The 25,681-nt window shown below is 42.6% G+C and carries 28 protein-coding genes and 1 pseudogene; 6 read left to right on the top strand and 23 right to left on the bottom strand.

The genetic code is table 11. The features are described from left to right. Positions 1 to 129: 129 nt before the first annotated feature. Positions 130 to 258, bottom strand: coding sequence for a hypothetical protein (locus UP17_RS29170; protein WP_284149560.1), 129 nt, complete (start codon positions 256 to 258; stop codon positions 130 to 132). A 98-nt stretch (positions 259 to 356) separates the two neighbouring features. Further along, on the bottom strand, positions 357 to 1,100 hold the full coding sequence (locus tag UP17_RS04975) for a metallophosphoesterase family protein (protein WP_061461920.1): 744 nt from the start codon (positions 1,098 to 1,100) through the stop codon (positions 357 to 359). Between the two features lie 215 nt (positions 1,101 to 1,315). On the opposite strand from UP17_RS04975, the gene UP17_RS04970 reads away from it, so the two are divergent. Beyond that, complete coding sequence (locus UP17_RS04970; RefSeq protein WP_061461919.1) at positions 1,316 to 1,507, top strand: YjcZ family sporulation protein; 192 nt, start codon at positions 1,316 to 1,318, stop codon at positions 1,505 to 1,507. A gap of 27 nt (positions 1,508 to 1,534) precedes the next feature. Here the strand turns inward: UP17_RS04970 and UP17_RS04965 are convergent, their stop codons facing one another. Next, positions 1,535 to 2,161: a DedA family protein gene (locus UP17_RS04965; RefSeq protein WP_061465984.1), complete on the bottom strand. Its 627-nt coding sequence runs from the start codon at positions 2,159 to 2,161 to the stop codon at positions 1,535 to 1,537. A gap of 189 nt (positions 2,162 to 2,350) precedes the next feature. Continuing rightward, the gene (locus UP17_RS04960; RefSeq protein WP_081108707.1) at positions 2,351 to 3,316 is read right to left on the bottom strand and encodes an NAD(P)H-dependent flavin oxidoreductase; all 966 of its coding nucleotides are present in this window, start codon (positions 3,314 to 3,316) and stop codon (positions 2,351 to 2,353) included. Positions 3,317 to 3,396: 80 nt separating this feature from the next. Here UP17_RS04960 and UP17_RS04955 point away from each other — a divergent pair, with 80 nt between their 5' ends. Beyond that, positions 3,397 to 3,909, top strand: a complete 513-nt coding sequence (locus tag UP17_RS04955; protein WP_061461918.1) for a gamma carbonic anhydrase family protein — start codon at positions 3,397 to 3,399, stop codon at positions 3,907 to 3,909. Positions 3,910 to 4,004: 95 nt separating this feature from the next. On the opposite strand, the gene paaX is transcribed toward UP17_RS04955, so the two are convergent. From paaX to UP17_RS04880, 15 genes and pseudogenes are all read right to left on the bottom strand, one after another. Further along, positions 4,005 to 4,886, bottom strand: coding sequence for a phenylacetic acid degradation operon negative regulatory protein PaaX (gene paaX / locus UP17_RS04950; protein WP_155727507.1), 882 nt, complete (start codon positions 4,884 to 4,886; stop codon positions 4,005 to 4,007). Positions 4,887 to 4,971: 85 nt separating this feature from the next. Next, positions 4,972 to 5,748 carry an enoyl-CoA hydratase-related protein gene (locus tag UP17_RS04945; protein WP_061461916.1) on the bottom strand — a complete coding sequence of 259 codons (777 nt, stop codon included), beginning with the start codon at positions 5,746 to 5,748 and terminating at the stop codon, positions 4,972 to 4,974. A gap of 56 nt (positions 5,749 to 5,804) precedes the next feature. Continuing rightward, complete coding sequence (locus UP17_RS04940; RefSeq protein WP_061461915.1) at positions 5,805 to 7,016, bottom strand: acetyl-CoA C-acyltransferase; 1,212 nt, start codon at positions 7,014 to 7,016, stop codon at positions 5,805 to 5,807. After that, positions 7,013 to 7,885: a 3-hydroxyacyl-CoA dehydrogenase gene (locus tag UP17_RS04935; protein ID WP_061461914.1), complete on the bottom strand. Its 873-nt coding sequence runs from the start codon at positions 7,883 to 7,885 to the stop codon at positions 7,013 to 7,015. Before UP17_RS04935 ends, UP17_RS04940 begins: the two co-directional genes overlap by 4 nt. A gap of 120 nt (positions 7,886 to 8,005) precedes the next feature. Further along, a complete protein-coding gene (locus UP17_RS04930; RefSeq protein ID WP_061461913.1) occupies positions 8,006 to 9,523 on the bottom strand; it encodes an aldehyde dehydrogenase family protein in 1,518 nt (505 codons plus the stop codon). Positions 9,524 to 9,546: 23 nt separating this feature from the next. After that, positions 9,547 to 10,320, bottom strand: a complete 774-nt coding sequence (locus UP17_RS04925; RefSeq protein ID WP_061461912.1) for an enoyl-CoA hydratase-related protein — start codon at positions 10,318 to 10,320, stop codon at positions 9,547 to 9,549. Positions 10,321 to 10,330: 10 nt separating this feature from the next. Further along, positions 10,331 to 11,107, bottom strand: coding sequence for an enoyl-CoA hydratase/isomerase family protein (locus UP17_RS04920; RefSeq protein ID WP_061461911.1), 777 nt, complete (start codon positions 11,105 to 11,107; stop codon positions 10,331 to 10,333). Further along, positions 11,104 to 11,409 (bottom strand): EthD family reductase, encoded by a 306-nt coding sequence (locus tag UP17_RS04915; protein WP_034314904.1) that lies wholly within the window; start codon positions 11,407 to 11,409, stop codon positions 11,104 to 11,106. The genes UP17_RS04920 and UP17_RS04915 overlap by 4 nt, the downstream gene beginning before the upstream one ends. Positions 11,410 to 11,428: 19 nt before the next feature. Continuing rightward, positions 11,429 to 11,926, bottom strand: coding sequence for a 1,2-phenylacetyl-CoA epoxidase subunit PaaD (gene paaD / locus UP17_RS04910; RefSeq protein ID WP_061461910.1), 498 nt, complete (start codon positions 11,924 to 11,926; stop codon positions 11,429 to 11,431). A gap of 25 nt (positions 11,927 to 11,951) precedes the next feature. Then, positions 11,952 to 12,752, bottom strand: a complete 801-nt coding sequence (gene paaC, locus UP17_RS04905; RefSeq protein ID WP_061461909.1) for a 1,2-phenylacetyl-CoA epoxidase subunit PaaC — start codon at positions 12,750 to 12,752, stop codon at positions 11,952 to 11,954. Continuing rightward, positions 12,742 to 13,101: a 1,2-phenylacetyl-CoA epoxidase subunit PaaB gene (gene paaB / locus UP17_RS04900; protein ID WP_061461908.1), complete on the bottom strand. Its 360-nt coding sequence runs from the start codon at positions 13,099 to 13,101 to the stop codon at positions 12,742 to 12,744. Before paaB ends, paaC begins: the two co-directional genes overlap by 11 nt. A gap of 18 nt (positions 13,102 to 13,119) precedes the next feature. Next, entirely contained in the window at positions 13,120 to 14,076 is a 957-nt protein-coding gene (gene paaA / locus UP17_RS04895; protein WP_061461907.1) for a 1,2-phenylacetyl-CoA epoxidase subunit PaaA, read from the bottom strand. A gap of 131 nt (positions 14,077 to 14,207) precedes the next feature. Then, a pseudogene (locus UP17_RS04890) lies at positions 14,208 to 14,434 on the bottom strand (ferredoxin). Between the two features lie 275 nt (positions 14,435 to 14,709). Beyond that, positions 14,710 to 14,934 carry an NAD(P)/FAD-dependent oxidoreductase gene (locus UP17_RS04885; protein ID WP_061461906.1) on the bottom strand — a complete coding sequence of 75 codons (225 nt, stop codon included), beginning with the start codon at positions 14,932 to 14,934 and terminating at the stop codon, positions 14,710 to 14,712. 36 nt (positions 14,935 to 14,970) lie between these two features. After that, positions 14,971 to 16,299 (bottom strand): phenylacetate--CoA ligase family protein, encoded by a 1,329-nt coding sequence (locus tag UP17_RS04880; protein ID WP_061461905.1) that lies wholly within the window; start codon positions 16,297 to 16,299, stop codon positions 14,971 to 14,973. 278 nt (positions 16,300 to 16,577) lie between these two features. Here UP17_RS04880 and UP17_RS04875 point away from each other — a divergent pair, with 278 nt between their 5' ends. The 3 genes from UP17_RS04875 to UP17_RS04865 all read left to right on the top strand — a co-directional run bounded on the left by UP17_RS04875 (position 16,578) and on the right by UP17_RS04865 (position 18,942). Beyond that, positions 16,578 to 16,862 carry a DUF485 domain-containing protein gene (locus UP17_RS04875; protein WP_061461904.1) on the top strand — a complete coding sequence of 95 codons (285 nt, stop codon included), beginning with the start codon at positions 16,578 to 16,580 and terminating at the stop codon, positions 16,860 to 16,862. 66 nt (positions 16,863 to 16,928) lie between these two features. After that, positions 16,929 to 18,479 (top strand): solute symporter family protein, encoded by a 1,551-nt coding sequence (locus UP17_RS04870; protein WP_061461903.1) that lies wholly within the window; start codon positions 16,929 to 16,931, stop codon positions 18,477 to 18,479. A gap of 16 nt (positions 18,480 to 18,495) precedes the next feature. After that, entirely contained in the window at positions 18,496 to 18,942 is a 447-nt protein-coding gene (locus UP17_RS04865) for a PaaI family thioesterase (RefSeq protein WP_061461902.1), read from the top strand. A 160-nt stretch (positions 18,943 to 19,102) separates the two neighbouring features. Here UP17_RS04865 and UP17_RS04860 read toward each other — a convergent pair whose 3' ends face one another. The 4 genes from UP17_RS04860 to UP17_RS29460 all read right to left on the bottom strand — a co-directional run bounded on the left by UP17_RS04860 (position 19,103) and on the right by UP17_RS29460 (position 23,365). Continuing rightward, positions 19,103 to 20,482 carry an allantoinase gene (locus UP17_RS04860; RefSeq protein ID WP_061461901.1) on the bottom strand — a complete coding sequence of 460 codons (1,380 nt, stop codon included), beginning with the start codon at positions 20,480 to 20,482 and terminating at the stop codon, positions 19,103 to 19,105. A gap of 31 nt (positions 20,483 to 20,513) precedes the next feature. After that, positions 20,514 to 21,776 carry a pyridoxal-phosphate-dependent aminotransferase family protein gene (locus UP17_RS04855; protein ID WP_061461900.1) on the bottom strand — a complete coding sequence of 421 codons (1,263 nt, stop codon included), beginning with the start codon at positions 21,774 to 21,776 and terminating at the stop codon, positions 20,514 to 20,516. A 14-nt stretch (positions 21,777 to 21,790) separates the two neighbouring features. Next, positions 21,791 to 23,038, bottom strand: coding sequence for an allantoate deiminase (allC, locus tag UP17_RS04850; protein ID WP_061461899.1), 1,248 nt, complete (start codon positions 23,036 to 23,038; stop codon positions 21,791 to 21,793). A 111-nt stretch (positions 23,039 to 23,149) separates the two neighbouring features. Continuing rightward, entirely contained in the window at positions 23,150 to 23,365 is a 216-nt protein-coding gene (locus UP17_RS29460; protein WP_167555967.1) for a Rieske 2Fe-2S domain-containing protein, read from the bottom strand. A 404-nt stretch (positions 23,366 to 23,769) separates the two neighbouring features. Here UP17_RS29460 and UP17_RS04845 point away from each other — a divergent pair, with 404 nt between their 5' ends. Beyond that, positions 23,770 to 25,386: a PucR family transcriptional regulator gene (locus UP17_RS04845; protein WP_061461898.1), complete on the top strand. Its 1,617-nt coding sequence runs from the start codon at positions 23,770 to 23,772 to the stop codon at positions 25,384 to 25,386. Positions 25,387 to 25,681 lie beyond the last annotated feature (295 nt).

Genomic DNA, 25,681 nt, shown 5'->3' with positions numbered 1-25,681 from the left:
GGTTCACTGCTGTAATAAGAGTGCAGAAAATAGGTTGGCCATGACCGTTTTGTGTAAATCAAGAATCTGCCTTTAACCATTTTAAAGTAAAAATAAACGCTACAGAGTATTCTGCAGCGTTTTTCCAGTTTACCCTTCCTCTTGCATCGTATCATCGACAATGGCGTATAAATCTTTATTAAACAATTCATTATTACATACCAGATTGTGCTGTTCCCTAACTTCTTGCTCTTGACTTACCTGTTCTTTTTCCTTCATACCCTACCTCCAGCTTCATCATGTTTTGCTATTATCGTATCCCCAGGCATGTACCTTTATGTTCAACACTTCCCCATATTTCATCAATTATTAACGTATTAGGCCTGTTGTCCGCCATGGAAGGCCCGGATAATGAATTCATACTCGGGAACTTGTAAGCTTTTATACGATAACAGGAACGATGAATTATCATAGTTTACTTTTTCGAGCTTAACCTGTATACCTGTACTTTCAATCGTAACAATGGCATAAGGAGCAACTGGTTCACCATTACAGCCAAGAGACCCTGGGTTAAGGAATATCGTTCGGTCATTTCTAAAAAGATGGGTAGGGTGATGATGTCCAAATCCAATTAAATCGTGATGATGATCTTTAAATAGCATTTCTAAGTTATTTAAGTTCGGTTCAACGATTTTACTAAAAGGATTAAGGCTTATGTGCTCATCCAATTTCTTCGATTCCATGTGATAATGTGTGAAGTAAACGGAGTGATCATTAATGATATGCTGTATGGTGCGAGGCAATTTCTCCAGTTTGGTTATGAAATTCCGATGCATTCTTTCAGCTATCCATTCATGATGCTCCTTTACATGAATATGACCGTCCGGATGCGGCTCCCCGTTAATGATGGCCAGGACCGCTTCATCATGATTTCCAGTTATCATCGACAAATCATTTCGTGCAAATAATAGCTCAAGGACTTCATTTGTATCCGGGCCAATCCCAACCATATCTCCTAAACAATAGATATGATCTATATCGTCCCTTTGATCAATAACTCTTAAAACGGCTTTTAACGCTGAAGCATTACCATGCACATCCGTTATAATGGCCACTTTCATGACTAAGTTCAGCTCCCTTCCCCCATAATCCGCATGGTATATTATAACATTTTAAACGAAATCAAAAAAATATTCGGGCTTATTCCCCTGATTTGCCGACGCCCATTTTTTATGAATAAGCAAACACTTCGGCCTATAATACATAGTATGAAGTATTCCCGGTAAGATGTTTTGCTAGGTATGCAATTCCATAATATGTATGAGGAGGAAATTGAATGGGTGGACATAGAAATGAATGTTGTGACGACGGTTGCGGCGGTTTCGATAACGGGTTTGCACTGCTGATCGTATTATTTATCTTGTTGATTATCATTGGATGCAGCTGTGGATTCGGCGGCGGCTACGGTGGCGGATATGGTGGCGGATATGGTGGCGGCTACGGTGGCGGCTACGGTGGATTCTGCTAATAATAACATAATGAAAAAGGCGCCTGATCATGGCGCCTTCTTTGTTATTGATTGACTTAGTTTTTGTCTTTGCTTTTGATTTTGAGTCTTCATAATGAACCAAATGACTATAACTGCGATGGGGATAAGCAAGAAATTAGCATATTGTGAAAAGATGGCTCCTGCCTGCTCCCATTTCGGCCCTAACTTATACCCTAGATAAACATAAATGCTTGTTACAGGAAGCATCGCCATATAGGTATATAAAATGAATTTCCAAATACTCATTTTCAATATTCCGCATGGCAGCGAGACAGCGGTACGAATTCCTGGTACAAACCGTCCAAAGAAGGCAATTCCCCCACCATACCTTTTAAAGAAGCGGTCAGCCTTGTTCAACTGCTCATCCTTGATCAGAAAGTATTTCCCAAACTTTAAAACAAGCGGTCTCCCGCCATACTTACCTAAAGCATAAAGCGTCAAAGGGCCCGTTACCCCGCCAAGCGAACCGGCAAGTATAGTCAAATATAGATTCATATCACCTTGATAAACCCAGTATCCGGCCAGTGGCAAGACTATTTCAGCAGGAATGAATTCAAAAGTCAAAGCTAGCAGCACACCGAAATAGGATAAGGATTTAAACGCTTCAATCATATCCATTATTAAAGTTTCCATGGAGGTTTCCCCTTTTCTACCTTTTATTACATATGAAAAGGGGTACTCCCAAATTGAAGGGCACCCCATGATTTCAAAAAGTTCATTTTCCATTGTATCACAAATTCACTCACAATCTTCCATAATGTAAGTTTTCGGTAGTTTACCATGGGAATCAATAATGATCAGATTGGTCCCTTCCGCTAGTTCTCAAATCATAAAGGGGGTGGAAAAACTGCTCAATCCATCCTCCATTTGTTTTTTTGCATCTTTCATCATGCCATCAAGTAATTCCTTAACCGTGGGTATATTGTCAATCAATCCGGCAACCTGGCCGCTGTTCATAAAACCATTGTTAACATCCCCGTTCATTGCACCATTAATATGATGGACTTCTGAGGTCATTTCACGATAATTCATTGGGGACAGTCCTTGTTTTTCCAAATCCAGAACTTTTTCCGTGTATGGGTCCTTCAATACTCTTCTGACCTGTCCAACGGATCTGCCCAATATAAACGTATCATCACCCATCGCATCGATTAATTTCTGTTTATATGATGGATGGAACGGTGCCTCTTGTGTAGCGATCAGCCTGGTTCCCAACTGGACCCCTGAAGCTCCCAGCATCAATGCAGCTGCCACCCCCTGTCCATTGCCGATTCCGCCAGCTGCCAAAACTGGCAGCGTCACATGCTTGCTAATTTGCGGAATGAGTGTAAAGGTCGTCAATTCCAGGTTCGAATTGATGCCGGCAGCTTCAAACCCTTCTGCAACCAACACATCGGCCCCTGCAGCTTGCGCTTTTTGCGCGTGCTTGACCGATGCAACGATGGCTATCACTTTTATTTTCTTTTTTTGCAATAATGGAATGAAAGGGGCAGGATTTCCTGCAGATAAGGATACTACAGGTATATCATGCTTAAAGACAAGATTGATTAACTCATCTGTATATGGACTAACATTGATTGGAATGTTCAATGAGAAATTGTGATTGGTTTTACCTTTGGTTTCGAGAATGATGGCTTCTACCTGTTCGGGATTCATGGTACCGCACCCTATTGTCCCTAGGCCCCCTGCATTGGATACTGCTGCCGCAAGGCTTGCATTGCTTATATTCCCCATGCCGCCTTGAATAATTGGGTATTTTATTGAAAAAAGCCCACAAATATATTTCACTTTAATCCCTCCCTGTCCAATTAATGTTATACTATATTCATTAGAAAAACAATTCTGACTTTTCCAAAAGGAGCGAGACTATGATTATTCCGTACAATAATAAGAAACCCTCTATTCACGAAACCGTTTTCATTGCACCCGGCGCTCATTTAATCGGTGATATTTCGATTGGGAAAGAATCAACCATTTGGTTTAACTCCGTTCTGCGCGGTGATGAAGATTCAATCACAATAGGAGAAAAATGCAGTATTCAAGATAATTCCACCATTCATTTATTTGAAGGATGCCCAGTTGTCATTGAAGACGAAGTGACTGTCGGTCATAACGTTATCCTACATGGTTGTAAAATTGGCAAACGATCCATTATCGGTATGGGTTCAACGATATTGGATAATGTAGAAATCGGCGAGGAATGCATTGTCGGGGCGAATACATTGATTTCCTCCGGGAAAAGCATACCTCCACGTTCGCTGGTTGTTGGCTCGCCAGGGAAAGTGGTTCGCAGATTGAATGAAAAAGATCTTGAATTGATCCAACTTTCGATTGATACATATGTTCAAAAAGGAAAGGACTTCAAAGGGATACTTGAATAATCATCACAAAGGGAATTTCCCCGTTGTCTTTAGTTGACTATAATGTAGAAAAGAGCTTCGGCAAGTCGTCATTAGCAACTGGCTGAAGCTCTTTTTCACTTGATGATAAGAGGATGATCTTTAGCATCATAGGTTTCGTCTTTCCGGCATATATCATTGTTTTCCTGAAATACGCTTTCAAAGAAACGGCTAGCTGGTTCAGCCAAGACTTGATAATACTGGCTAAATAAAAGAGCAGCATGATTCCCGTTCCACTTTGAAGGCAACAGTTCCTTTGGCAGGCCCGGATCGATAAATAAAAACTTACGGTATTCATGCACCAAGTTCGTTCGTTCCACAAAGCAATCAGCATCGGACATTTCCCCCCTGCTAATGATGCTTTGATGTACGATGAATTGTTTGCTGTATTTCTCGATGAATTCTTCATATTTATTTTCAATCTCTTCTAAATGCCAGCTTTTCTCGACAAGCGATTGGTTTTCTTTTGGGCCCTTGTACTCCGAAATGAAAAAGTCTACATACTCATTAATGTCATATTTCTCGATCAAACGATGGATTTGTTTCTCCAAATCATTAGGGGAAATCCAACAACCACTGGAAAAACTGCCAAACCCGCTCCATATTAACTCTTTACGGAAATCATCCCGTAATTGCCGCTTATCTTCAGGAATCGTGTACATTAAGACACGCCATTTTCCGTCCCAATCATTTGGTTTCATCTTATATATGCGATTGGCTGCTTCATCCATTCGCTGTACACCGCGATCGGTCAAAAAGTAATAGCTTTTATTCCCCTGCTTCTCAGACTGAATCCACCCTTGCTTGACCATTCGTGAAACGGCTACACGTACGCCCTGCTCATTATGACCGAATTCCTTTAATAACCGAATTAAACTGCCTATCCAGATTTTACTTCCATAGTTACGGATATAATCGCCGTAAATCGTAAAAATCATGGATTGCGTATTAGTTCCTATTTTTCTCACCTCATTCTCACATTGTTACTAATTTCACACGGAAGACATAATGATTATTATATCTTTTTAAAATGAAACCGCAATATTATTTACCCGTAAAATGCGTTTTCCTTCGTTCACTAAATGCTTGGAGTGCTTCCAATCTGTCTTGAGTCGGGATGGTCAATTCATAGGCTTTTCCCTCTATGGCCATTCCAGTTTGCAAGTCTGTATTCATTCCTTGGGTAATCGCATATTTGGCTTGTTTGACTGCAATCGGCCCATTTTTCATGATATCGGCTGCCAATTCCTCACAGACTGACATAAGTTGATCCCTTGGCACGACCTTCAAAAGGATCCCTAATCGACATGCCTCTTCCGCAGTCAATTTTTTAGCAGTGAATATTAATTCCTTCGCTTTCATTTCCCCAATCAACCTAGGCAGCCGCTGTGTGCCGCCTGCTCCAGGAATAATGGCCCAGCTAGTTTCAGTGAGCCCCAAAGAAACACCTTCTGCAGCAATTGCAAAGTCACATGAAAGCAGCCATTCAAATCCTCCCCCCAATGCATATCCATTGACGGCAGCTATCGTTGGCTGCGGTAGCCCTGCAATACTATTAAAAACATCCCGAATCGATTTAACGTTCCTTCTTACCTCCGCATCAGTCAAAGTCTTCCTTTCCTTCAAATCCGCTCCTGCGCTGAATGCTTTTTCCCCTGCACCCGTGAAAATGACGACACGGATATCGTCGTCGGCATAAACTGCATCGATGACTTCCTGCAGTTCAGAAAGTGTCCCATAGTCGAAGCAATTCAATACGTCGGGTCGATTCACTGTTATATAGCCGATTTGATTTTCCACTTTATAAATGACATTTGACATGTGTCTTCCCCCTTTTTTAAATATGCCCCTTATGCAAGCACAACTAATAAGGGCCATCATCCATCATTTTCAATATTTTCTATAATGGCGGATATCCCCTGGCCGACACCGACACACATCGTTGCAAGACCATATCGTACCTTCCGCTTTTTCATTTCATGAACAAGTGTTGTTAAAATACGCGCCCCGCTTGCACCGAGCGGATGGCCAAACGCTATTGCCCCGCCGTTGACATTCACTTTCTCCTGATCCAATTTCAATTGGCGGATGCACTCCAAGGATTGGGAAGCGAATGCTTCATTCAATTCCACTAGCCCGATGTCTTCAATCGTCAAGCTTGCCCTGCCCAATGCTTTTTTAGTGGCATGAATCGGGCCAAGGCCCATAATGGACGGTTCTAATCCCGCTACCGCCCCTACAACATATTTGGCCAGAGGTTTCAATCCAAGCTCCCGTGCTTTTTCTGCACTCATCAAAAGTAATGCCGAGGCTCCATCATTTACGCCTGAAGCATTACCGGCCGTTATAGTGCCGTCTTTAAAGATCGGTTTGAGTTTTTCCAACTTTTCGATGGTCGTGTCAGGACGAGGGTGTTCATCCTTCTCGACAATGACTTCATTCCCTTTACGATCCGTATATCGAACAGGTACGATTTCATTAATGAAACGCTCATTTTCCACTGCTTTTTTCGCTTTTTGCTGGCTTTGATACGCGAATTGATCTTGGTCCTCCCTTGAAACCGAAAAACGCCGGGCGACATTTTCAGCCGTTTGAGGCATCGAATCCGTGCCATACATTTCTTTAAGTTTCTCATTCGTGAAGCGCCATCCGATCGTTGTATCCTGAAGCTCCATTGACCCCCGCGGAAATTCACTCTCAGGTTTGGCCATGACGTACGGCGCCCTTGTCATGCTTTCGGTACCGCCTGCGATATAAATATCGCCTTCACCTACAGCAATGGAGCGTGCAGCATACATGACGGCATCCAGTCCTGATCCACACAAACGATTTATTGTCGTTCCAGCCACATTCACCGGAAGACCAGCTAAAAGGGCGGACATCCGGGCCACATCGCGATTATCCTCTCCTGCTTGATTTGCATTCCCGAAGATGACATCTTCAATTTGATCTGGCGGCAGCTCTGGATTGCGATCGGTCAGCGCCTTGATTACAATTGCACCGAGGTCATCCGGGCGAACGCTTTTCAAAGCTCCTTTATATCTTCCGATTGGTGTTCTCACAGCATCAATAATCACAACATCCTTCATTTCTTCACCAGCTCGCCATCTTTTGTATAATCGTACACACCTTTACCTGTCTTACGGCCGAGCCTGCCAGCTTTAACATACTGTTCAAGAAGGGGGGCAGGGCGGTATTTTTCACCAAGTTTACTATGTAAATATTTTAAATTATTCAAACGGGCATCCAATCCCACCAAATCACCTAGCTCAAATGGTCCCATTGGGTAATTCAGCCCTAACTTTATTGCCTTATCGATTTCTTCTGGTGTACCTAAACCTTCTTGAAGCATAAAGAACGCTTCATTACCGACCAAACAGCTGATCCTGCTGGTTACAAACCCAGGGAATTCATTAATGACAACGGTTTCTTTTCCCATTTTCCCGGCAACCTCTTTTATTATGGCTGCCGTTTCATCGCTGGTTTCAAGACCACGTACAATTTCAACGAGTGGCATCTTTTGTACAGGATTGAAAAAATGCATGGCAATCGTTTTTTCGGGACGCTTTCCATAAGAACCAATCTCCGTAGGGCTCATCGTCGAAGTGTTGGTTGCAAAGTAGCAGTCCTCTTTTGCGTGCTCTTCAATCGTTTCGAAGACGGCTCTCTTAATTTCTGCCTTTTCCGGAACTGCTTCTATGATTAAGTCGGCATATGCTGCTGATTCTTTCAAATTGGAAGAATACGAAAATCTGCTTTTTGCTGCTGCCGCCTCTTCCTGGGTGATTTTTTGGTAGCGCACACCCTTCTCAAAAATGGTATCGATCTCTATTCTTGCACTTTCCAGTGCATCTTGATTCACATCCACCAATACTACATTGAAGCCTCCTGTTGCTCCTACATAGGCTATTCCCCTGCCCATGACACCAGATCCGACAATCACTAGATTTCTAATCATTCGTTCATTCCTCCTTCAAAAATAAATAGGGGCTGGCTACCGTGAATCAGATCAGCATTCATCCATTTCTGAATTACTTCTCCGACATACCGTTCAGCCAGCCGCCTATTTTATGTTTTATTAAATTCCAAAGGGATTTAAGGGACGGCTACCATGATAGGAAATGATGCTTTTCGTTTCTGTATAAAGATCAAGTGTTTCAATACAAAGTTCCCGGCCGAATCCTGACTGTTTATAGCCTCCGAATGGTGTTCCAGGAAATGCGGAGAATGGGCAATTCACCATGACGATTCCCGCTTCGATTTGATTTGCCACTCGAGTCGCACGCCCGCCATCCTTTGTCCAAAGCGCTGACCCCAAACCGAATTCGGTATCATTCGCGAGTCTTACGGCCTCTTTTTCATCTTTGAATTTCATAATGACAACGACCGGTCCGAATATTTCCTCTTTCACTACATTCATTTCATGATTGACATTCGCTATGACCGTCGGCTCATACCAATAACCGCTTTCGAAGCCTTCAATAACCGCTGGTTTTCCTCCTGTCAGGATTTCCGCTCCATCAGCAATGGCAGATTGTACATAATTGTCGATGACATCCAATTGCCCTTGATCTATGACTGCACCAACATGTGTTTCTTTGTCGAGTGGATTGCCCAATTTCAATTTCTTTGTTTTTTCTACGAATCTGGCAACGAACTCATCGTATATGTCTTCGTGTACATATAAACGGGATCTAGCTTCGCAAGATTGCCCAGTATTGTAGAAAATTCCATATAGTGATCCATCGATAGCTGCTTCAAGGTCCGCGTCTTCAAAGACAATATTAGGGGACTTTCCGCCAAGCTCCAATGTCACCCTCTTTAATGTTTGTGAAGCTTTGCCCATAAGATCCCTGCCGATTGGCGTAGAACCTGTAAAGGCCACCTTATTCACTTTCGGATGCTCGACAAGGTAGTTCCCTACATCCGATCCAGGACCTGGAATGACATTGACCACACCGGAAGGAACACCAGCTTCTAAACAGATTTCCCCTAATACAATGGCAGTCAGCGGCGTTAACGAAGCTGGCTTGACAATGACTGAACAGCCAACTGCAATTGCAGGTGCAATTTTCCAAGCTGCCATCATCATAGGGTAATTCCAAGGAATGATTTGAGCACAAACACCTACTGGCTCTTTTTCCGTATAGTTATGGAATTGACCAGGTACATTATTGACAGATCCGCGGTGTGCAACTAAAGCGCCTGCATAAAACTCGAAATCTTCAATTGCCTGCATAACTTGGCCTTGTGCTGCAGAAATGGATTTGCCGCTGTTCAGAACCTCCAATTCTACCAATTCATTAAAGCGTGAACGCATGATTGCTGCAATTTTGTTCAAAACACGAGACCGTTTATTAATCGGAGTTTTCTTCCATTTCCCGTTATCAAATGCTTCACGTGCAGCTTGAACAGCTTTTTCTGCATCTTCCTTTGTAGCCTTGGCAACCTTGGCAATGATTTCACCAGTTGCAGGATTGTATGCATCAATCGTGGTACCATCAGAGCTTTCCACTCTTTCTCCATTAATGATCAGATGATAATAATCACGCTTCATTTCCGCTTTTTCAAATGCCGCCTCTTGAACTCTAACCATGTAATCCCACTCCCTTTTCTATATTACTTGCCTATGAATTGAGCTTTCCTTTTTTCAGTGAATGCTGCCACACCTTCTGCATAGTCCTTCGTTAAGCCAGCAATTCGCTGACCCTCCGCTTCTTCTTTTAAGTATTCGTCCAATGAAAGGTGATAGGATGCCTCTAAGTATCTTTTGATTAAACCGATTGCTTTCGTTGGTTTGTTTGCGATATTCTCTGCAAAGGCTTTTAATTGCTCATTCCATTCTTCCACACTGATCACTTTTGTAGCGAGCCCGATATTTTTCGCCTCGCTAGACGTGACCTTTTCCCCCAATAAAGATAATTCCAAGGCTTTCGCATGACCAACGATCCGCGAAAGGTAATACAGATTCCCCGAATCAGGTATCAATCCGATATTGACAAAAGCATTTAAAAAACTGGCTTTTTCGGAAACAAGCCGGAAATCGCATGCCAGTGCCAGGCTGAAGCCAGCCCCTGCAGCCACTCCATTGACTGCTGCAATGATCGGTTTTTCACAGTTTGCTATTTGCTGCATCATCGGACCGTAGTCATCAAGCAGCATCTGGCCTAAATTCATGCCCTCATCAACATCCGATAAATCTTGCCCCGAACAAAAGGCCCTGCCTTCTCCTGTAATGATAATGGCCCGCACTTCATCTGACCCCGCAGATATTTTTATCGCTTTCTGTATTTCCTTATTCATTTGGGACGTAAAGGCATTTAGTTTATCAGGACGGTTCAAAGTAAGCCAAGCCACTCCATTTTCAACCCTATATTTAATGGTTTCGTACATAGAGCACCCCTTATCCGCCTGTAAAATCCGGCTCTCTTTTTTCTACAAATGCTTTCATTCCTTCTTTTTGGTCCTCTGATGCAAAAAGAATATAGAAGTTCTTCCGTTCAAATTGCATGCCCTCATATAAGGGGTAATCAACGGCTTTATTGACGGATTCTTTAATCAGCCTTACAGCTAACGGGGGTTGCTTCGCTATCTTTCTAGCAAAATCAACCGCTTGTTCCATTAACAATTCAGGAGCAACGATCTTATTAATGAAACCATATTGCAGGGCTGTCTTTGCCTTTATCCTTTCAGCCGTCAATATCCATTCAAGTGCCTTCGTCTTCCCTACCAATTTCGTCAACCTTTGGGTCCCCCCTGCACCAGGCATGACCCCAAGTGTCACTTCCGGAAAGGAAAACTGGGTATCGCTGGCGGCAATCAAGAAATCGCAGGATAAAGCAAGTTCAAAACCACCACCGAATACAAAACTTTTTACCGCACCAATCACAGGCTTCTTGACTAGGCTTATTCGATCCCAATCGGCAAATTGGTTCGTTAACTCCATACTGATTGGATTGTCGTTCACCATCTCGTCAATATCAGCTCCAGCGGAAAATGCTTTTCCATTTCCCGATAGCAAGATCACCTTCACTTGTGTGTCCCGGTCGAATTCTTCCATGGTTGAAACTATTTCCCTAACCATTTTCCTGTTAAGGGCATTCAGTTGCTGCGGCCGATTTAAAGAGATATAACCAATGCCATCCGCGATTGACGTTTCAATGAATTGAAGCGCATTCATTTTATTTCTTCGCCGATCATCATCGTTACAAGTTTCCCGGCAAAGCCCATTAAATCTTTCCCTGATGCTTTTCCTTCCGGGGAACGCATTCCTTGTTGCAGTGCATCATGGTCTTCATAATACATTTCACAAAGAATGTAATATTCAGAGTCCTTGCCCATTGGGGTCCCTACAATTTTAGTGACCTCCATTTTTTGAAGACCAGGAATTTTTTCCGTTATCGGACCATGTACATTGAAATAGTGCTCATCGAACTCTTCCTTGTTTTCAGGTTGTTTGTATAGGGCGATTAACTTTACCATTTTATAGAACCTCCATTTATTAGATTATTTTTATCATCGGTTTCATCGCTTCGAACGGATTTTTGCATGCTTTACAATATAAAATGCTGCGGCAGGCCGTTGGACCGAAGATATTTTCCATCGTGACGTATGTAGATTCACAATATGGGCAATCCACATGCCATGATCCATCACTTTTCATTTGTCGAGGAGGAGGGGATATTCCGAAAACCTTCAATCCAGCTTTCCCCTTTTCTGTAATTCGATCGGATGTCCAGGAAGGGGAACGTAAAAATTCCACACTTACATTTTTTACGGCAGGCAGCTGTCGAAGGGCTGTTTCCACATTTTTTTGAATGATTGACAATGCCGGGCACCCAAGAAAAGTTGGCAGCATTTTTACCGAAACGTTCTGGCCTGAAACCGTCACGTCTTCAACCATCCCTAAATCCAGAATACTTACTGTATCGATTTCGGGATCTTTAACGTCTTCCAGGAGTTTATATATTTCTTCTGTGTTTAACTGTACGGTCGACATGATACCCCTCCCCTTTTCTATTGCTTCACCATGAAGCTGCTCTATCTGTAGCGTACACTTCGCTTAACGTTTCTAACGCCTTTTCCAAATCCTCCGTATGCTGGCCATTACGACCATCACCTCTTGCCATGCCTATTTCAATTGTTGCTGCCAAGCCAACACTTTCAAAAATTGGGGTGATAGCCTCGATCCACTTCTTCTTTAAGTCAGCTTCGCCTTCTATCAAGCCAAGCTCCACCATTTCCTCACCATATTGTCCAAGTGAAAATACGCCAGCGAAATCCTGCATCGTTTTCCCGATCGCAGCCTTCATTCTCAAAACCGCTTCTTCGTGACCAGAACCCAGCAATTGGACGAACCATGTTTTCCAGTGCATCAAATGATAGTAAAGTTCCATTTGTACCTTTTGTGCCACTTCAGCAAGCGGTTCATATGAACATGAATGAAGGGATTGAACCTTAATAGCTTTGGCTTGGGTATAAAAATAATTCCGCACTACCGCAAACGCCCAATCATAATCCGGGTCTTTCATATAGTAACCAGGTCCATTGACCAATTCGAGAATGATCGCATTGCGCCGTTCCTTGGCGGGACGGTCGTGAGCCAGCTTATCAGCATCCCCTTCACCTAGTTCATCAAGTAACTTATAATATATGGCTGCATGCCCCATCGTGTCTTGAGATATCGAAGCGGATGCAACATCTTCTTCGATATGCGGTGCGAGTCCAAGCCATTCTGCACCTCTGTATGAATGGATGAAGTCATCGTCCGCCAGTTGAAGCAGCAATTCCTTGATTGCGATGTTCTTCAATGATTCATTCTTCATTTTTCACGCCTCCAGCCCAAGACATTATCTCTTTTTCATCGAGCATTCCCTGCTCATACTTCCGCCATTTTTTCTTTAAATATCCATACCCTTTTGTAGTCCTGTAATCTTTATTATCAATACGTTGAAGCGTTTTCTTTTCCTCAATCGTCATTTTCCGTATATTCTGTCTTTTCACGACCCAGATATCATCAACTGCTTCACGTCTCATGAAATTTTCTTGTGCCATCATGATGGCGATATCCTCATTGGGGGCAAGCAGGCTGAAGTGGTATTGAACGGGTGAAGTTTGCGTTTTACGGCTAAATACTTCAAATTCTTCAAAGTAATTTTCTTGTCTAGTTTCCATATCGTCCTTCCCCCTCCCTTAGATGATCTTTGGCGCTAACGCCTCGCGTACCCATTTATTATTTTCATAAGAAATCCTTCGAAGACTTAATCGGTCCTGTGAACGGGGGCCTTCATTCCTTGCGAACACTTTCAATTTCCCCCAATCCGGTTGTTGGTAAATCCAGGTTTTCGATTCTTTATCAAACATTAGTGTTTCATCGGGAATGGTAAAGCCAAGTGAAAGGATCCGCTTCACATATTTAGAAAAAAAGGCTTGGCGAAGCTCTTCATTAGTACTTGTCCTGATTCTGTACTTAATCGTTATATCCTGTTTGGATGAGCCCACTTCATTTTTACTGGGAGGTCCAAAGAAGAGTAATAAAGATTCCCACCAATAATTGATGGAGTCTTGAACCAATTCCCTTTGTTCTTCCGTTCCTTCAGCCAAAGCCATGATTATCGCTTCACCATGCTGAGCGTGAAAAACTTCTTCCGCGCAAATTCGCTGTAATGCTCGGGCATAAGGTCCGTATGAAGCACCAAGCATGTTCGTCTGGGAAATGATGGCTGCCCCATCAACCAGCCACCCAATCAATCCCGCATCGCCCCAGGATTTGGCTTCCATATGGAAGACATTATGAAACTTTAAATCTCCATTAAATAAATCTTGCATAAGGTCATCCCGCTTTTTACTGTACGGCTTTAGCAAATCCTCGGCGACTCGAAGCAATAATTGTCCATGCCCCATTTCATCTTGCACCTTTGCCATGATTCCAAGTTTCCTATTTAAAGTCGGGGCTTTAGGTACCCATTCCTTTTCCGGAAGCGCTCCCATGATTTCACTGATGCCATGCATCGATATTAACTTGATAAGTGTGCCCCGGTAATCTTCCGGCATCCAATCATCCGCTTCTATCTTTTCTCCTGCTTCGATTCTGGCAATAAATTGGTTTAGTTTTTCTTGTTCTGCCATATCATTTAAAAGAACGTTCATCCAATTCACCTCTCATATCTCAATGTAACGTTTATATAACGTTATTATATTTTACTGTTATATTTAATGCAAGACTATTCCGTCTCTTTTTTCAAAATAAAAGGAAATTATAAGGGAATTTTACGATTCTTTTAATCAACTAAAACTTTACACGGTGAAGATTCCACTTTAATTGACTCTGTTGGCAGCCTTCCAGTGCATCATCCAGATCATCAAATAAATCTTCTGCGACCACTGCAGGTCCTTCATGTTCATCCAAGATGACAAATGCCACTCCATCATCATTGTAATCAAAGATTTCCACACACGCACCGCAAGCAATGCAAGTTTCTTGATCCACAACTGTATATTTAGTCAAGATGCCTTCCTCATTCTCTATTTCATGATTTGATCCTTCTTCTTTTCCATTAAGCTTGTGCCATGAAGGGGCTGAACCTTTGAAAATGGATTGATAAGTTCCTTTGCATTGCCGATTACAGTAGATGCTTCTCCAAACCCTCTGGCTCAACTTTACTTTCCCTTCATAAATGCAGATATGCCCAGCGGTATAAATCCCCGGAATGTTCATTTCCATTCTTGAATTAACGACAATCGCATTTTTTTCAATATCAAGATTCCAGACTTTAATCGGACTCAAAGCCCGTAGTCAGCGGCATCCGCTTTATGTATCTCTTCTTCCCCTTCAATCACGTTTTCGAGCACCACATCGATTTCTTCTTCTCCACGTAATTCAATCGGGACAGATGGAGTCATAAACTGAACGTCAGAATTCGCATGGTTTTCAACGCTATGTTCATGAGCACGGAATTTCCCCCTCCGGTGTGCAATCTTTACAAGATTTGCGAAAGGCTCGAGCATTAAAACCCAACTAATGGCACCCTCCTTTCCAGCCAGTTATAAACTAATCACTTCATCTTTCCGCTTATCAACGACCCGAATGGCTTTTCCTTCTGAGCGCGGAATGCTTTTTGGAATGTTGACAACAATATCCATCGTTACAAGACATGCAGATTTCATATGATGCTGAATCGTTTTCCTTAATATCTCTACATCTCCATGCGTTAAGTCTTCTTCAATCTTCTTGTAGAAACCGCTTTCAATTTCAATGTGCAGTTCAACACCATCCATCTTCCCCTTCTTAACGAGATGAATCTGATAATGAGGCACAATTCCCTCCATTTGGAATAACACACGCTCTATTTCAGAAGGGAATACATTCACTCCCCTGACTATGATCATATCATCCGTTCTGCCTTTCACACGGGACATTCTTGTTGTGGTACGCCCGCATTTACAAGGTTCATGGGTAATGGAGGCGATATCACCCGTCCGATAACGAATGATTGGCAACGCTTCCTTTGTAAGGCTGGTAAAGACAAGTTCCCCATCTTCGCCGTCCTCAACTAGTTCAAGCGTGTCCGGGTTAATGACCTCGACAAGAAAATGGTCTTCTGCGACATGCAGTCCATCCTGTGCTTCATGGCATTCAATCGCAACTCCTGGCCCCATGATTTCACTTAGTCCGTAAATATCGATCGCTTTCAAATTCAGTTTCCTTTCAAGTGTTGCCCTCATTGCCTCTGACCACGGCTCAGCTCCGAAAATACCATACTCAAGCCCATTATCAGCAGGGTCAATCCCCATCTCCTCCATCTTTTCAGCGAGATTCAAAATATAAGTAGGGGTTCCACAAATGCCGCGCGGTTTAAAATCATTGATGATCGTAATCTGGCGATCGGTATTCCCCCCTGAAATTGGTACGGTGGCTACCCCCAGCTTTTCTGCACCGCAATGGAGGCCAAGTCCGCCCGTAAACAGACCATATCCATATGCGTTATGGAAAATATCTGATTTTTGACCTCCAGCGGCTACAATTCCACGTGCGACGATCGTTGCCCAGTTTTCCAAATCGTTTTTTGTATACCCGACAATTGTAGGCTTTCCGCTTGTTCCTGATGAACCATGAATACGCGTTACTTCCTCCATTGGAACTGCGAATAAACCGAATGGATAATGATCACGAAGAGTCTGTTTTTTTGTAAATGGAAGCTTTGTCACATCGTTTAGAGTTTGAATATCTTCTGGATCAAGGCCCAGCTCTTCAAATTTTTCTCTGTAATAAGAAACATTTTCATATACATGGCTTAACGTTTTCTTAAGACGTGCCAATTGTAAACTTTCCATTTCAGCACGCGTTGCCGTTTCAACTTCCGGATTGTACATTGTTTCAGTCCCCCTTAATTTTGCTCGTGTCCCATCCGACCCCTCTTTCATAACGTTTATAAAACGGGTATCAAATTATCGTTATGATTCATTTTCAAGATTAATACGTCGTTTCTACGTTGTCAATAATGTTTTTTTCAATTCCACAAAAAATGACAGAATAAACAAAAAACATTTTCTAATTTACTAAATTTTCTGACTATGTTAACTTTAACAGTGATATATCACTTTAACTACGGACGTTTTAAATTTGTACTATAACGAAAAGGGGGATTATTATGGAATCGCCGGTTAAAACGGGGCATTCACCCGCAGGTCATGACAGTGGAAACAAGTATCGTCAATTAATTGAAACGGAAGAATTCAAGGAACTGATTCAAAAGAAAAATGCTTTCATCGTACCTGTCACTCTCTTCTTTCTTGCCTTTTATTTTGTTCTGCCAATTTTAGCTGCTTATAGTGACGTAACTGAAAGGCGAAGCCTTCTTCCATATTACTTGGGCTTGGGTATATGCACTTCTCCAATTTGCCGTAGTATGGATAGGAGGATTCGTCTATATTAAAAAGTCAGCGAAGTACGACAAGATGGCTAAAAACATCTTGAATAAATATGAAAAGGAGCTTGGCGAATGAGCATTTTATCCCTAACGCTTTTTTTAGGCATCATTTTGTTAACGCTCACAATAACCTATTACTCTTCTAAGAAAACGAAAAATGCCAGTGATTTTTATACTGCCGGCGGCGGATTGACTGCATGGCAAAATGGTTTGGCCGTCGCAGGTGACTTTATGTCAGCCGCTTCTTTCCTGGGAATTACAGGTGCCATCGCACTGATTGGATTTGATGGCTTTTATATGAGCATCGGGAACCTTGTTGCCTTTCTTGTCTTACTTTATCTTGTCTCGGAACCACTTCGTAATTTAGGTAAGTTTACGCTGGCAGACATGATTTCAGCACGCTTTAAATCAAAAAAAGTGCGTGGGATAGCTGCGGCTAACACACTTGTCATTTCAATCTTTTACATGATTGCACAACTTGTTGGTGCAGGGGGATTAATTAAACTATTGCTCGGCATCGATTATTGGCTTTCCGTCCTTCTTGTCGGTATATTGATGACGATTTATGTAATTTTCGGCGGGATGAGGGCTACAAGCTGGGTGCAGATCACCAAAGCTGTTCTCTTACTAGGCGGTTCCGCTGTGCTGACGTTCATCGTATTTTCCCGTTTTAATTTCAACATTTCAGAGATGTTCCATCATGTTCAAACTGCAACACCGCTCGGAAAGGATTTTTTGAATCCTGGGAATAAATACACCGATGGGCTTGACATGATTTCCTTTAATATGTCGCTTGTCCTTGGAGCAGCAGGCCTTCCGCATTTGCTCGTCCGCTTCTTTACAGTTAAAGACGCAGCTACTGCAAGGAAATCCGTCGTATATTCCACATGGTTTATAGGGATATTTTTCATCATGACGATTTTCCTTGGTTTCGGTGCTGCATCTTTCGTCGGTTTTGACCGGATCGTCGCAGCGAACTCGGCAGGAAACATGGCCGCGCCCCTTCTTGCACTAACAATGGGCGGTGAATTTTTATTCGCATTCGTTTCTGCTGTGGCATTTGCCACGATTTTAGCGGTTGTATCCGGTCTTGTTTTAACGTCGGCATCCGCTTTTGCACATGATATATACGGTGAAATCATCAAGGAAGGAAAGATTACGGAAAAACAGCAAATACTCGTCGCCCGAATGGCTTCGGTCGGCGTAGCGGTCATTTCCATTTTACTTGCTTTATTTGCACAATCAATGAATGTCGCTTTTCTTTCAGTCCTTGCGCTTGGAATTGCTGCCAGTGCCAATTTACCGATCATCCTTTGCACAATATATTGGAAACGCTTCAACGCAACCGGAGCGATCACAGGAATGTTATTCGGGTTACTCAGTTCCATCATACTGGTCATGCTCAGTCCCAATGTATGGAATCCGGAACCTGGAATGGGGATTTTCACAGGCAATCCCCTCTTCACGATGAGCAACCCGACCATTTTCACCGTGCCGCTTGGCTTTATTGGAGCCTATTTAGGTACAATCCTGTCAAAGGCAAAAGGTGAGGAAAACAATTTTCCTGAAGTACTGTTCAAATCTAACACCGGATATGGAATAAGTTCAGCAAAAGACCATTAAAGAAAGGGAGATTTCCATGACCACTCATTTAGATCAGGATATTCACGAATTGCATTACGACCAAATCAAACAGGTACTTGTCGACGAACCATATGCTTCTTTTCTCGGGATGAAGTTGACGAAACTCGGTCCCGGCACAGCTGAAGCAGAATTGATTCCAAGTGACCATATGCTCAATTCACACGGAACGGTTCACGGGGCGATTATCTTTTCACTCGCTGATTACGTGTTCGCAGCAGCCAGCAATTCATATGGAAAAATAGCAGTTGGCGTTTCAAACAACATCAATTTCTTATCAGCTGGCAAACGGGGTGAGACTTTAACTGCCAGAGCGGAAGAGATCAAGAAAAACCATAAACTGGCATGGTATAAAATAGACGTGTCAAATGAAAGGGAATTGATTGCAACCATGGAAGCGATGGTATTCAGGAAAAATAAATATTTCGTCGACCAAGTTGAATAAGTAACGTTTGAACCGTACAAGCAATCCATTTGTCCGGTTTCCTTTCCCTTGATTTTCCAAGGATACGTAAGCATAGAAAAAAAGGGGGATTTCCGATTCGGAATCACCCTCTCTTATAATGAATTCAATTGCCCCGAACCTTATTTGCAAAGCCTTCTCCCTAGTTATTGACCGCAATACCGGAATCTATCACTTTTAACCATTCCCCACGCTCCCATTCACTTATTACATCAGTCTGATAAACTATTTTCCCTCTATTAATGGTAGCCGTGATTTGGCAAGGAAAGGTATGGCCCATATAAACGCTTTGCTTATGTTTCGCGAAAAAATTCGTTTCCGAAACTTCATGCGTACCATTAAGGGAAACGATAGCAAGGTCCGCATCCATCCCGTGCTTAATTTGTCCTTTTCTAGAAGAGAGACCAAATCTTTTTGCCGGGGCTGAAGCTGTCCACATAGCGACTTTATGAAGCGGGATATCGTGTAATACAGCCAACTCTATCATCGACATTAGCGAAAATTGCCCTCCGCTTATTCCGCCCCACGCTTCAAAAATATTATGTATGGCAGGATCTTTCAGCTCATAAGGGCATGGTGAATGGTCGGAAGAAATCATATCGAATTTCTCCTCCATTAAACAGGTAATCAATCTTTCTTGTTCTTCTCTTCCCCTTAGTGGGGGAGCACATTTTGCAACCGCACCTTTTTCTATTAAATCATCCTGATTGAATAATAAATAATGCGGACACGTCTCAACCGTCACATCCAGCCCCTTTTGTTTGGCCGATTCAATTTTTCCGATTGCCAAACTACTGCTAATGTGGACAAAGTGCAGCGGACAGCCTGTTAACTCTGCATATGTAATGGCACGTCCCACAGCCTCCGCTTCCGCTTGCACAGGTCTTGTAGCAGCATAATCATTCGCACTGAATAGTCCATTCTTCTCTTTATCCTGCTTAAACCACTGAGTGATCGGATCACTTTCCGCATGAAGGGCCAATACCTTGCCCAATTCTGCAATTTTCTTCATTCCATGTAAAAGGGTGAAATCATCCGCTCGCTCAAACTCCTCATTCCCCGTCGCTGAGAGAAAAGCTTTAAATCCGATGACTCCGGATTTGGCAAGATCCTCTAATTCATCAATATTTCCTGGGACCAATCCTCCCCATAATCCAAAGTCTATAACTGACTTCATCTCACCGATTTTGCCCTTTTCAAGGAGAGCCTTTCGATCGATGGTTGAAGGGATTCCATTCAAGGGCATATCGAAATATGTGGTGCAGCCTCCCGCTGCCATCATTTGCGATCCTGTTTCAAAGCCTTCCCAATGAGCGCGGCCAGGTTCACTAAAATGCACATGGACATCAATCATACCAGGAAAGATATGCTGGCCATCCGCTTCATACTCTTCATTCGCTTTACCATCCAGATGATCCCCAACCTTAACAATCACCCCATCCCGGATTGCAAGATCAGCCTTCTTCACTTCATCAGGAAAAACTACATACCCATTGCGGATAATAAGATCATATATTGACATACGACAACTCCTCCAAAATAGTTTTATAAAATCAAAGAGTTCCCCTGGATGCAACCACTTTCTCCGTCTTTCCCACATACACATCGAGTGCAGCCTGCAAAGCCTCTCCCCGATTCACTTGGAACCCCTGGCGCAAAAGGACAGCTTCCAAGGAGGCCAATACAAAGAGGATGTTTTCTTTCCTACAGCTGAATCCCATGGTCCCGATCCTCCAGATTTTCCCGTGAAGCGGACCAAACGAGGAAGCGATTTCGATACTGAATTCATTCAACAGCATGGCTCTTACAGCTTCCCCATCGATTCCTTTTGGAATTTCGATGCAAGTTACACACGGAAGTTTGTTTTTCCCATCCCCGAATAACGTTAGTCCCATCGCCTTGATCCCTTCAACGAGAGCAGCTTCGTGGAGTTCATGACGGGCAAAACGCGTCTCCAGACCTTCTTCAAGCACAAGGCGCAATCCTTCACGCAATGCATAAATCATGGAAGTCGCTTCTGTATGGTGATTCAAACGACGCGGACCCCAATAATCCTGCAGCATGCTTAAATCGAAATAATTACTGGTGATCGGAAGACGGAGCGAAACCTTTTGGTTGTCTTCATCGGTCGCAATACCACGTTCCACCTTTTTGCGGGACTGGATGATCTCTTCTATTCGCTCGTTATACGTAATCGGTGCCATACCTGAAGGAACGGACAAGCACTTTTGTGTCCCGCCTATCAATCCATCAATACACCATTCATCCACCTTTACATCGGTGCCCCCAATGGAGGCAACCGCATCCACCACAAGCAGGACACCCAATTCACGGCAGGCCGACCCGATTTCCTTCAAAGGCTGCATACAACCAGTGGAAGTTTCCCCATGGACGATCGCTGTTATTTTAGGGGAGACCTTCTTGATTTCCGCGATTACAGCTTGCGGTTCGAACACCTCTCCCCAAGGACATTCCATCGTATGGACTTCAGCTCCGTATCGCTCACAAATTTCCACCAACAAGTGACCGAATCTTCCGAATATCGGAACCAGAACCTTATCTCCCGGCTCAATGATGCTGCATAGAATCGCTTCATTACCCGATCTTGAGGTGCCATCTATCGGGAACGCCCATTTATTTTTCGTTTGAAAAACCAAACGCAGCATTTCCATCACTTCATTCATGATAGTAGTGAATGCAGGATCGAATTGCCCTAATATCGGTGTGCTCATCGCCCTTAAGACACGCGGGTCCACTTCGACCGGGCCTGGTGTCATGATCGTTCTCATCGGTGCATTCAATTCTGAATATGCCATTTTAACCACTCCTTTTAATAGGCTAATTTATATAGTATTTCACTTAAAACGTCGATTCCCTTTTCCATATCCGCAACACTCGTAAACTCCTTAGGCGAATGGCTGATCCCACCCTTACTTGGAACGAACAGCAGGCAAGTCGGACAATACGAACCAAATACCTGTGCATCATGCCCGGCTCCGCTGACCATATCTTGGTAAGGTATATTTTTATCTTCAGCTATCTTTCGGGCAAGGCGATTCATTTCCCAATCCATCGCGACAGGTTTGACATCCATCCATTGTGAAACCTCCAGCTTCATTTCACCTTCTTTTGCCAAGGAATCGAAAGTCGAAAAGATTTCCTGACAAAACCTTTCAAGAACCACTTCCTCGTAGTGCCTGATATCGAGACTGAACTCCACTTCACCAGCAATGACATTCGGGACATTAGGTTTAACATTCATTCTGCCGACAGTCGCAACTAAACCCGGGTCCATATCCTTCGTTTTTTTCGTTAAAAAAGAAATGAATTCAGAAGCAAAACCGACTGCATCCTTTCTATAGGACATGGGAGTGGTGCCCGCATGATCACTCTCACCAATGATTTTCACCGTATAACGGCGCTGCCCGACAATATGGCTGACGACCCCAATTGTATTCTCATTCTTTTCAAGCACCATCCCCTGTTCTATATGAATTTCGACAAACCGTTCAATGTCATCGCGGACCGGGGTTATATAGGCTTCAGGTTCAAACCCTGATTTTTTCATGGCTTCCAAAAAAGGAATTCCTTCAGTATCCTTTAAATCCCTGACATGCTCAAGACCATAGGCTCCTTTAATATTCCTCGATCCCCAAAACGTTAAAGGAAATCTGCTTCCTTCCTCCTCACAAAAGGAAACGACTTCAATCGTCTTCCGCGGTTTTCCATAGGATTTATACAACCTCTTAACTGCCAGGAAACTAGCGACGACCCCATATGCACCGTCATATTTCCCTCCATCCTTGACCGTGTCTATATGAGAGCCGGTCAAAATGGTTTCACCGGAGGGGCCCGTTCCCTCAAGCCTGCCAAACAAGTTGCCTACACTATCAAAATATGTAATAAGGTTTTCTTTTTCCATCTCAGTTTTCATTGCCTGCTGAGCGCTCATCCATTCCTTGGAATATAATAACCGGGTCACCCCATTACTCTTCGTTGCCCCGAAAGATGCTAACCATTCAATCATCGAAGCAACTTCGTCCTTTTCATTTATGGACTGTTCGATTTGAATGCCCATCCCATCGCCTCCCTTCCAATATCCACTCATGTTATGAATATTCGCAAATTTTTGTTATCTATTATTTTACTTGCTTTCGCATATAACTTCATTGACAATTCTGTTAGTATTTCAGGGTATTTTTGTACAAAATAACCAACGAAAAGCAATCAAATAATGCCTGTAAAGGAAGAGGGTGCAGAAAACCGTGGTAAGGGCATACGATTTCATCACTCTCCGCCCACCACGATGCAGACAAAGGTCCCTTGCAACGATAATCTTCCCACTGGCCCGATAAAGGACAAGGTGTACACCCAGAAGTTTAATGCCTATCGGTTTTTCCGACACTTCCCCCACTGCAGCCACACGAAACCAATATTGCGATAATACATCCCATTACTCATAGCCGAATCTGCATTCTTTCGAAAACGGAGTTACTCTTTTTTTCTTACTTGAAGCAACTGTGCTTTCACTCATTTTATCGCCGCCCTTATTCTCACGTTAATTTTTATAAAACCTTACACAAAAACCTATTTTTATACACCCTAACAATAAACCAAACAATGAAGTTCGTAAGATATGCCAAAGGATTTGTATGATATGATAATTAAAATCCGCAAAGCATGTGTGTAATCGTAATGATTCAAGATATACAGGACATGTAAAACCCGATTCAATTCATTGGATTCATATACAGCTGTATTTATAAAATCACACTCAATAATTTATTTTCCCCAAATGAGGTGTTTCAGATGAAGGTAACAGATCTTTTAACAATGCCCGCTTTAACCGGCATGAATATAATTGCCGGAGAAACAGGGAACGAACGCAAAGTCCAGACAGTCAACATGATGGATGCTCCAGATATCATCAACTTTTTAAAACCAAATGAATTCCTTGTGACCACGGCTTATCACGTAAAGGATAACCCACGCCTTTTGTCATCACTCGTCGAAGCGATGGCAAACCAGGGTTGCGCAGCCCTCGGGATAAAGACAAGTAGATTTCTAAAAGAAATTCCTGAGGACGTACTGGTTCTTGCCAATGAATTATCCCTTCCAATCATTGATCTCCCGGCAGAAATGTCACTTGGGGAAATTATCAACCATACATTACGGGGGATTTTGGATCAACGGGCAGCGGAATTGACATTTGCAATGGAAACACATAAGCAATTCACAAACTTAATCATGCGGGGGAAAGGAATACAAAAGCTCCTTGATCATTTATCGGATATGATTGGATACCCCATCATATTAATTGACCAGTATCTTAATCCGATATTCCATCCAATTTCAACATCCAGAATTATTCCAATAATCAAAAAAATGAGTGATGAAGGATTCCGATTTCATAAAACCAAAACTTCATTCATTTCCTTTTCATCTCTATCCAATAAACGAACCTATACAATATTCCCCATCTATATGTATGAAGAAAAAATCGGCTATTTGACGATATCAGGAGAAATCAAGACTAGTGATAACCTCATAACACTGACGATAGAGCAGGCAACTAATGTCATTTCTTTTGCCTTGATGAAAGAGCATGCCCTTAAACAGCATGATCGAAATACCCGAAATGATTTCTTCCTTCATTTTCTTGATGGCAGTTTCTCCTCACAAGAGGAAATCATAAACCGGGCAAAAGAGTTTTCCTTACATAATGAACAAGCCTATATATGTGCAGTCGGAAAAATCGATGAATCCGAATTGGCCAAAAGTTACACACAGCTGCAACGTAGGGCTGATTCGATATACGAATTTTTAGAAGATGAGCTTCGCATATCACCTAATCCCATCCATCTCTTTACAAAAGGTAAGAAATGCATTCTTTTATACGAAGTGAGTGAAGTCTTTGCCGATGTTCTCCAAACTGTCGAAATCTCGCTTAAATCATTGCAGAAGATAATATCCAGCCAGTTCGACTGCACGATTTCTTTCGGAGTGAGCCTTATGAGCCCAAGTTTTTTACAAACAAAAAACTCTTACAAAGAAGCGAACGACTCCCTTCTGGAAGGAGGTCGTTCGAAAAGGACAGAATATATCCAAGCTTTCCAGACGAGGGATATTGTGGAATTACTGAGAATCATCCCCGAAGAAGACTTAAAGAACTTTTATCTTTTTGCACTACAGGGATTTTCAAAAATTTTCACCGAGGAGGAGCAACCCTTATTAGAGACATTATCCGTCTATCTCGAAACGCATTGCCAAATATCCGAAACTGCTAAAAGATTATTCGTTCACCGGAACACCGTTGTTTACAGACTCGAGAAATGTGAAGAGCTACTCGGCAAGAGCTTAAAAGATTCAGAGACCACACTCCAGATACGACTTGCCCTTCGCATTAAATCCTTACTCAATCTATAAAAACATCAGTCCCACCTCCCTTCACTTTATGTAAGTTGTCTATATCAACGGCCAAAAATTGTCTAATCTAACTAATTACAATTCTCTGATTTTTAATTTTGATAATATTAATCAGAACAAAACGGCGCGATATAATACGACAACACGTTAGGAAAGGAGTTTTTTTTATGAATGAAAGAATTAATAAGTCCAAGGCCTTCTTGGGACTTCAGCATGTTCTTACCATGTATGTTGATGCCATCCTGGAAGATGATTACCCTTAGTCACTAAATGCACTAAGCGAAAAGGAGTTCAC

This window comes from Peribacillus simplex (assembly GCF_001578185.1).
In the GTDB taxonomy this organism is placed as follows: domain Bacteria; phylum Bacillota; class Bacilli; order Bacillales; family DSM-1321; genus Peribacillus; species Peribacillus simplex_A.
Note: the sequence above shows the minus strand (reverse complement) of the source record. Positions and strands in the feature narration are given on the sequence as shown.

What these genes read in the sequence shown, in the direction of transcription:
- UP17_RS04880 (WP_061461905.1), bottom strand. Translation starts at nt 16,299, where the DNA reads ATGTACAATCCGGAAGTTGAAACGGCAACGCGTGCTGAAATGGAAAGT.
- UP17_RS04970 (WP_061461919.1), top strand. Translation starts at nt 1,316, where the DNA reads ATGGGTGGACATAGAAATGAATGTTGTGACGACGGTTGCGGCGGTTTC.
- UP17_RS04930 (WP_061461913.1), bottom strand. Translation starts at nt 9,523, where the DNA reads ATGGTTAGAGTTCAAGAGGCGGCATTTGAAAAAGCGGAAATGAAGCGT.
- UP17_RS04845 (WP_061461898.1), top strand. Translation starts at nt 23,770, where the DNA reads ATGAAGGTAACAGATCTTTTAACAATGCCCGCTTTAACCGGCATGAAT.
- paaB (WP_061461908.1), bottom strand. Translation starts at nt 13,101, where the DNA reads ATGGAAACTAGACAAGAAAATTACTTTGAAGAATTTGAAGTATTTAGC.
- UP17_RS04865 (WP_061461902.1), top strand. Translation starts at nt 18,496, where the DNA reads ATGACCACTCATTTAGATCAGGATATTCACGAATTGCATTACGACCAA.
- UP17_RS04955 (WP_061461918.1), top strand. Translation starts at nt 3,397, where the DNA reads ATGATTATTCCGTACAATAATAAGAAACCCTCTATTCACGAAACCGTT.
- paaC (WP_061461909.1), bottom strand. Translation starts at nt 12,752, where the DNA reads ATGAAGAATGAATCATTGAAGAACATCGCAATCAAGGAATTGCTGCTT.
- UP17_RS04870 (WP_061461903.1), top strand. Translation starts at nt 16,929, where the DNA reads ATGAGCATTTTATCCCTAACGCTTTTTTTAGGCATCATTTTGTTAACG.
- UP17_RS04915 (WP_034314904.1), bottom strand. Translation starts at nt 11,409, where the DNA reads ATGGTAAAGTTAATCGCCCTATACAAACAACCTGAAAACAAGGAAGAG.
- UP17_RS04920 (WP_061461911.1), bottom strand. Translation starts at nt 11,107, where the DNA reads ATGAATGCGCTTCAATTCATTGAAACGTCAATCGCGGATGGCATTGGT.
- UP17_RS04885 (WP_061461906.1), bottom strand. Translation starts at nt 14,934, where the DNA reads ATGCTCGAGCCTTTCGCAAATCTTGTAAAGATTGCACACCGGAGGGGG.
- paaD (WP_061461910.1), bottom strand. Translation starts at nt 11,926, where the DNA reads ATGTCGACCGTACAGTTAAACACAGAAGAAATATATAAACTCCTGGAA.
- UP17_RS04945 (WP_061461916.1), bottom strand. Translation starts at nt 5,748, where the DNA reads ATGTCAAATGTCATTTATAAAGTGGAAAATCAAATCGGCTATATAACA.
- UP17_RS04855 (WP_061461900.1), bottom strand. Translation starts at nt 21,776, where the DNA reads ATGGCATATTCAGAATTGAATGCACCGATGAGAACGATCATGACACCA.
- UP17_RS04875 (WP_061461904.1), top strand. Translation starts at nt 16,578, where the DNA reads ATGGAATCGCCGGTTAAAACGGGGCATTCACCCGCAGGTCATGACAGT.
- UP17_RS04940 (WP_061461915.1), bottom strand. Translation starts at nt 7,016, where the DNA reads ATGAAGGATGTTGTGATTATTGATGCTGTGAGAACACCAATCGGAAGA.
- UP17_RS29170 (WP_284149560.1), bottom strand. Translation starts at nt 258, where the DNA reads ATGAAGGAAAAAGAACAGGTAAGTCAAGAGCAAGAAGTTAGGGAACAG.
- paaA (WP_061461907.1), bottom strand. Translation starts at nt 14,076, where the DNA reads ATGAACGTTCTTTTAAATGATATGGCAGAACAAGAAAAACTAAACCAA.
- UP17_RS04975 (WP_061461920.1), bottom strand. Translation starts at nt 1,100, where the DNA reads ATGAAAGTGGCCATTATAACGGATGTGCATGGTAATGCTTCAGCGTTA.
- UP17_RS04925 (WP_061461912.1), bottom strand. Translation starts at nt 10,320, where the DNA reads ATGTACGAAACCATTAAATATAGGGTTGAAAATGGAGTGGCTTGGCTT.
- UP17_RS04860 (WP_061461901.1), bottom strand. Translation starts at nt 20,482, where the DNA reads ATGTCAATATATGATCTTATTATCCGCAATGGGTATGTAGTTTTTCCT.
- UP17_RS04935 (WP_061461914.1), bottom strand. Translation starts at nt 7,885, where the DNA reads ATGATTAGAAATCTAGTGATTGTCGGATCTGGTGTCATGGGCAGGGGA.
- allC (WP_061461899.1), bottom strand. Translation starts at nt 23,038, where the DNA reads ATGGGCATTCAAATCGAACAGTCCATAAATGAAAAGGACGAAGTTGCT.
- UP17_RS04965 (WP_061465984.1), bottom strand. Translation starts at nt 2,161, where the DNA reads ATGGAAACTTTAATAATGGATATGATTGAAGCGTTTAAATCCTTATCC.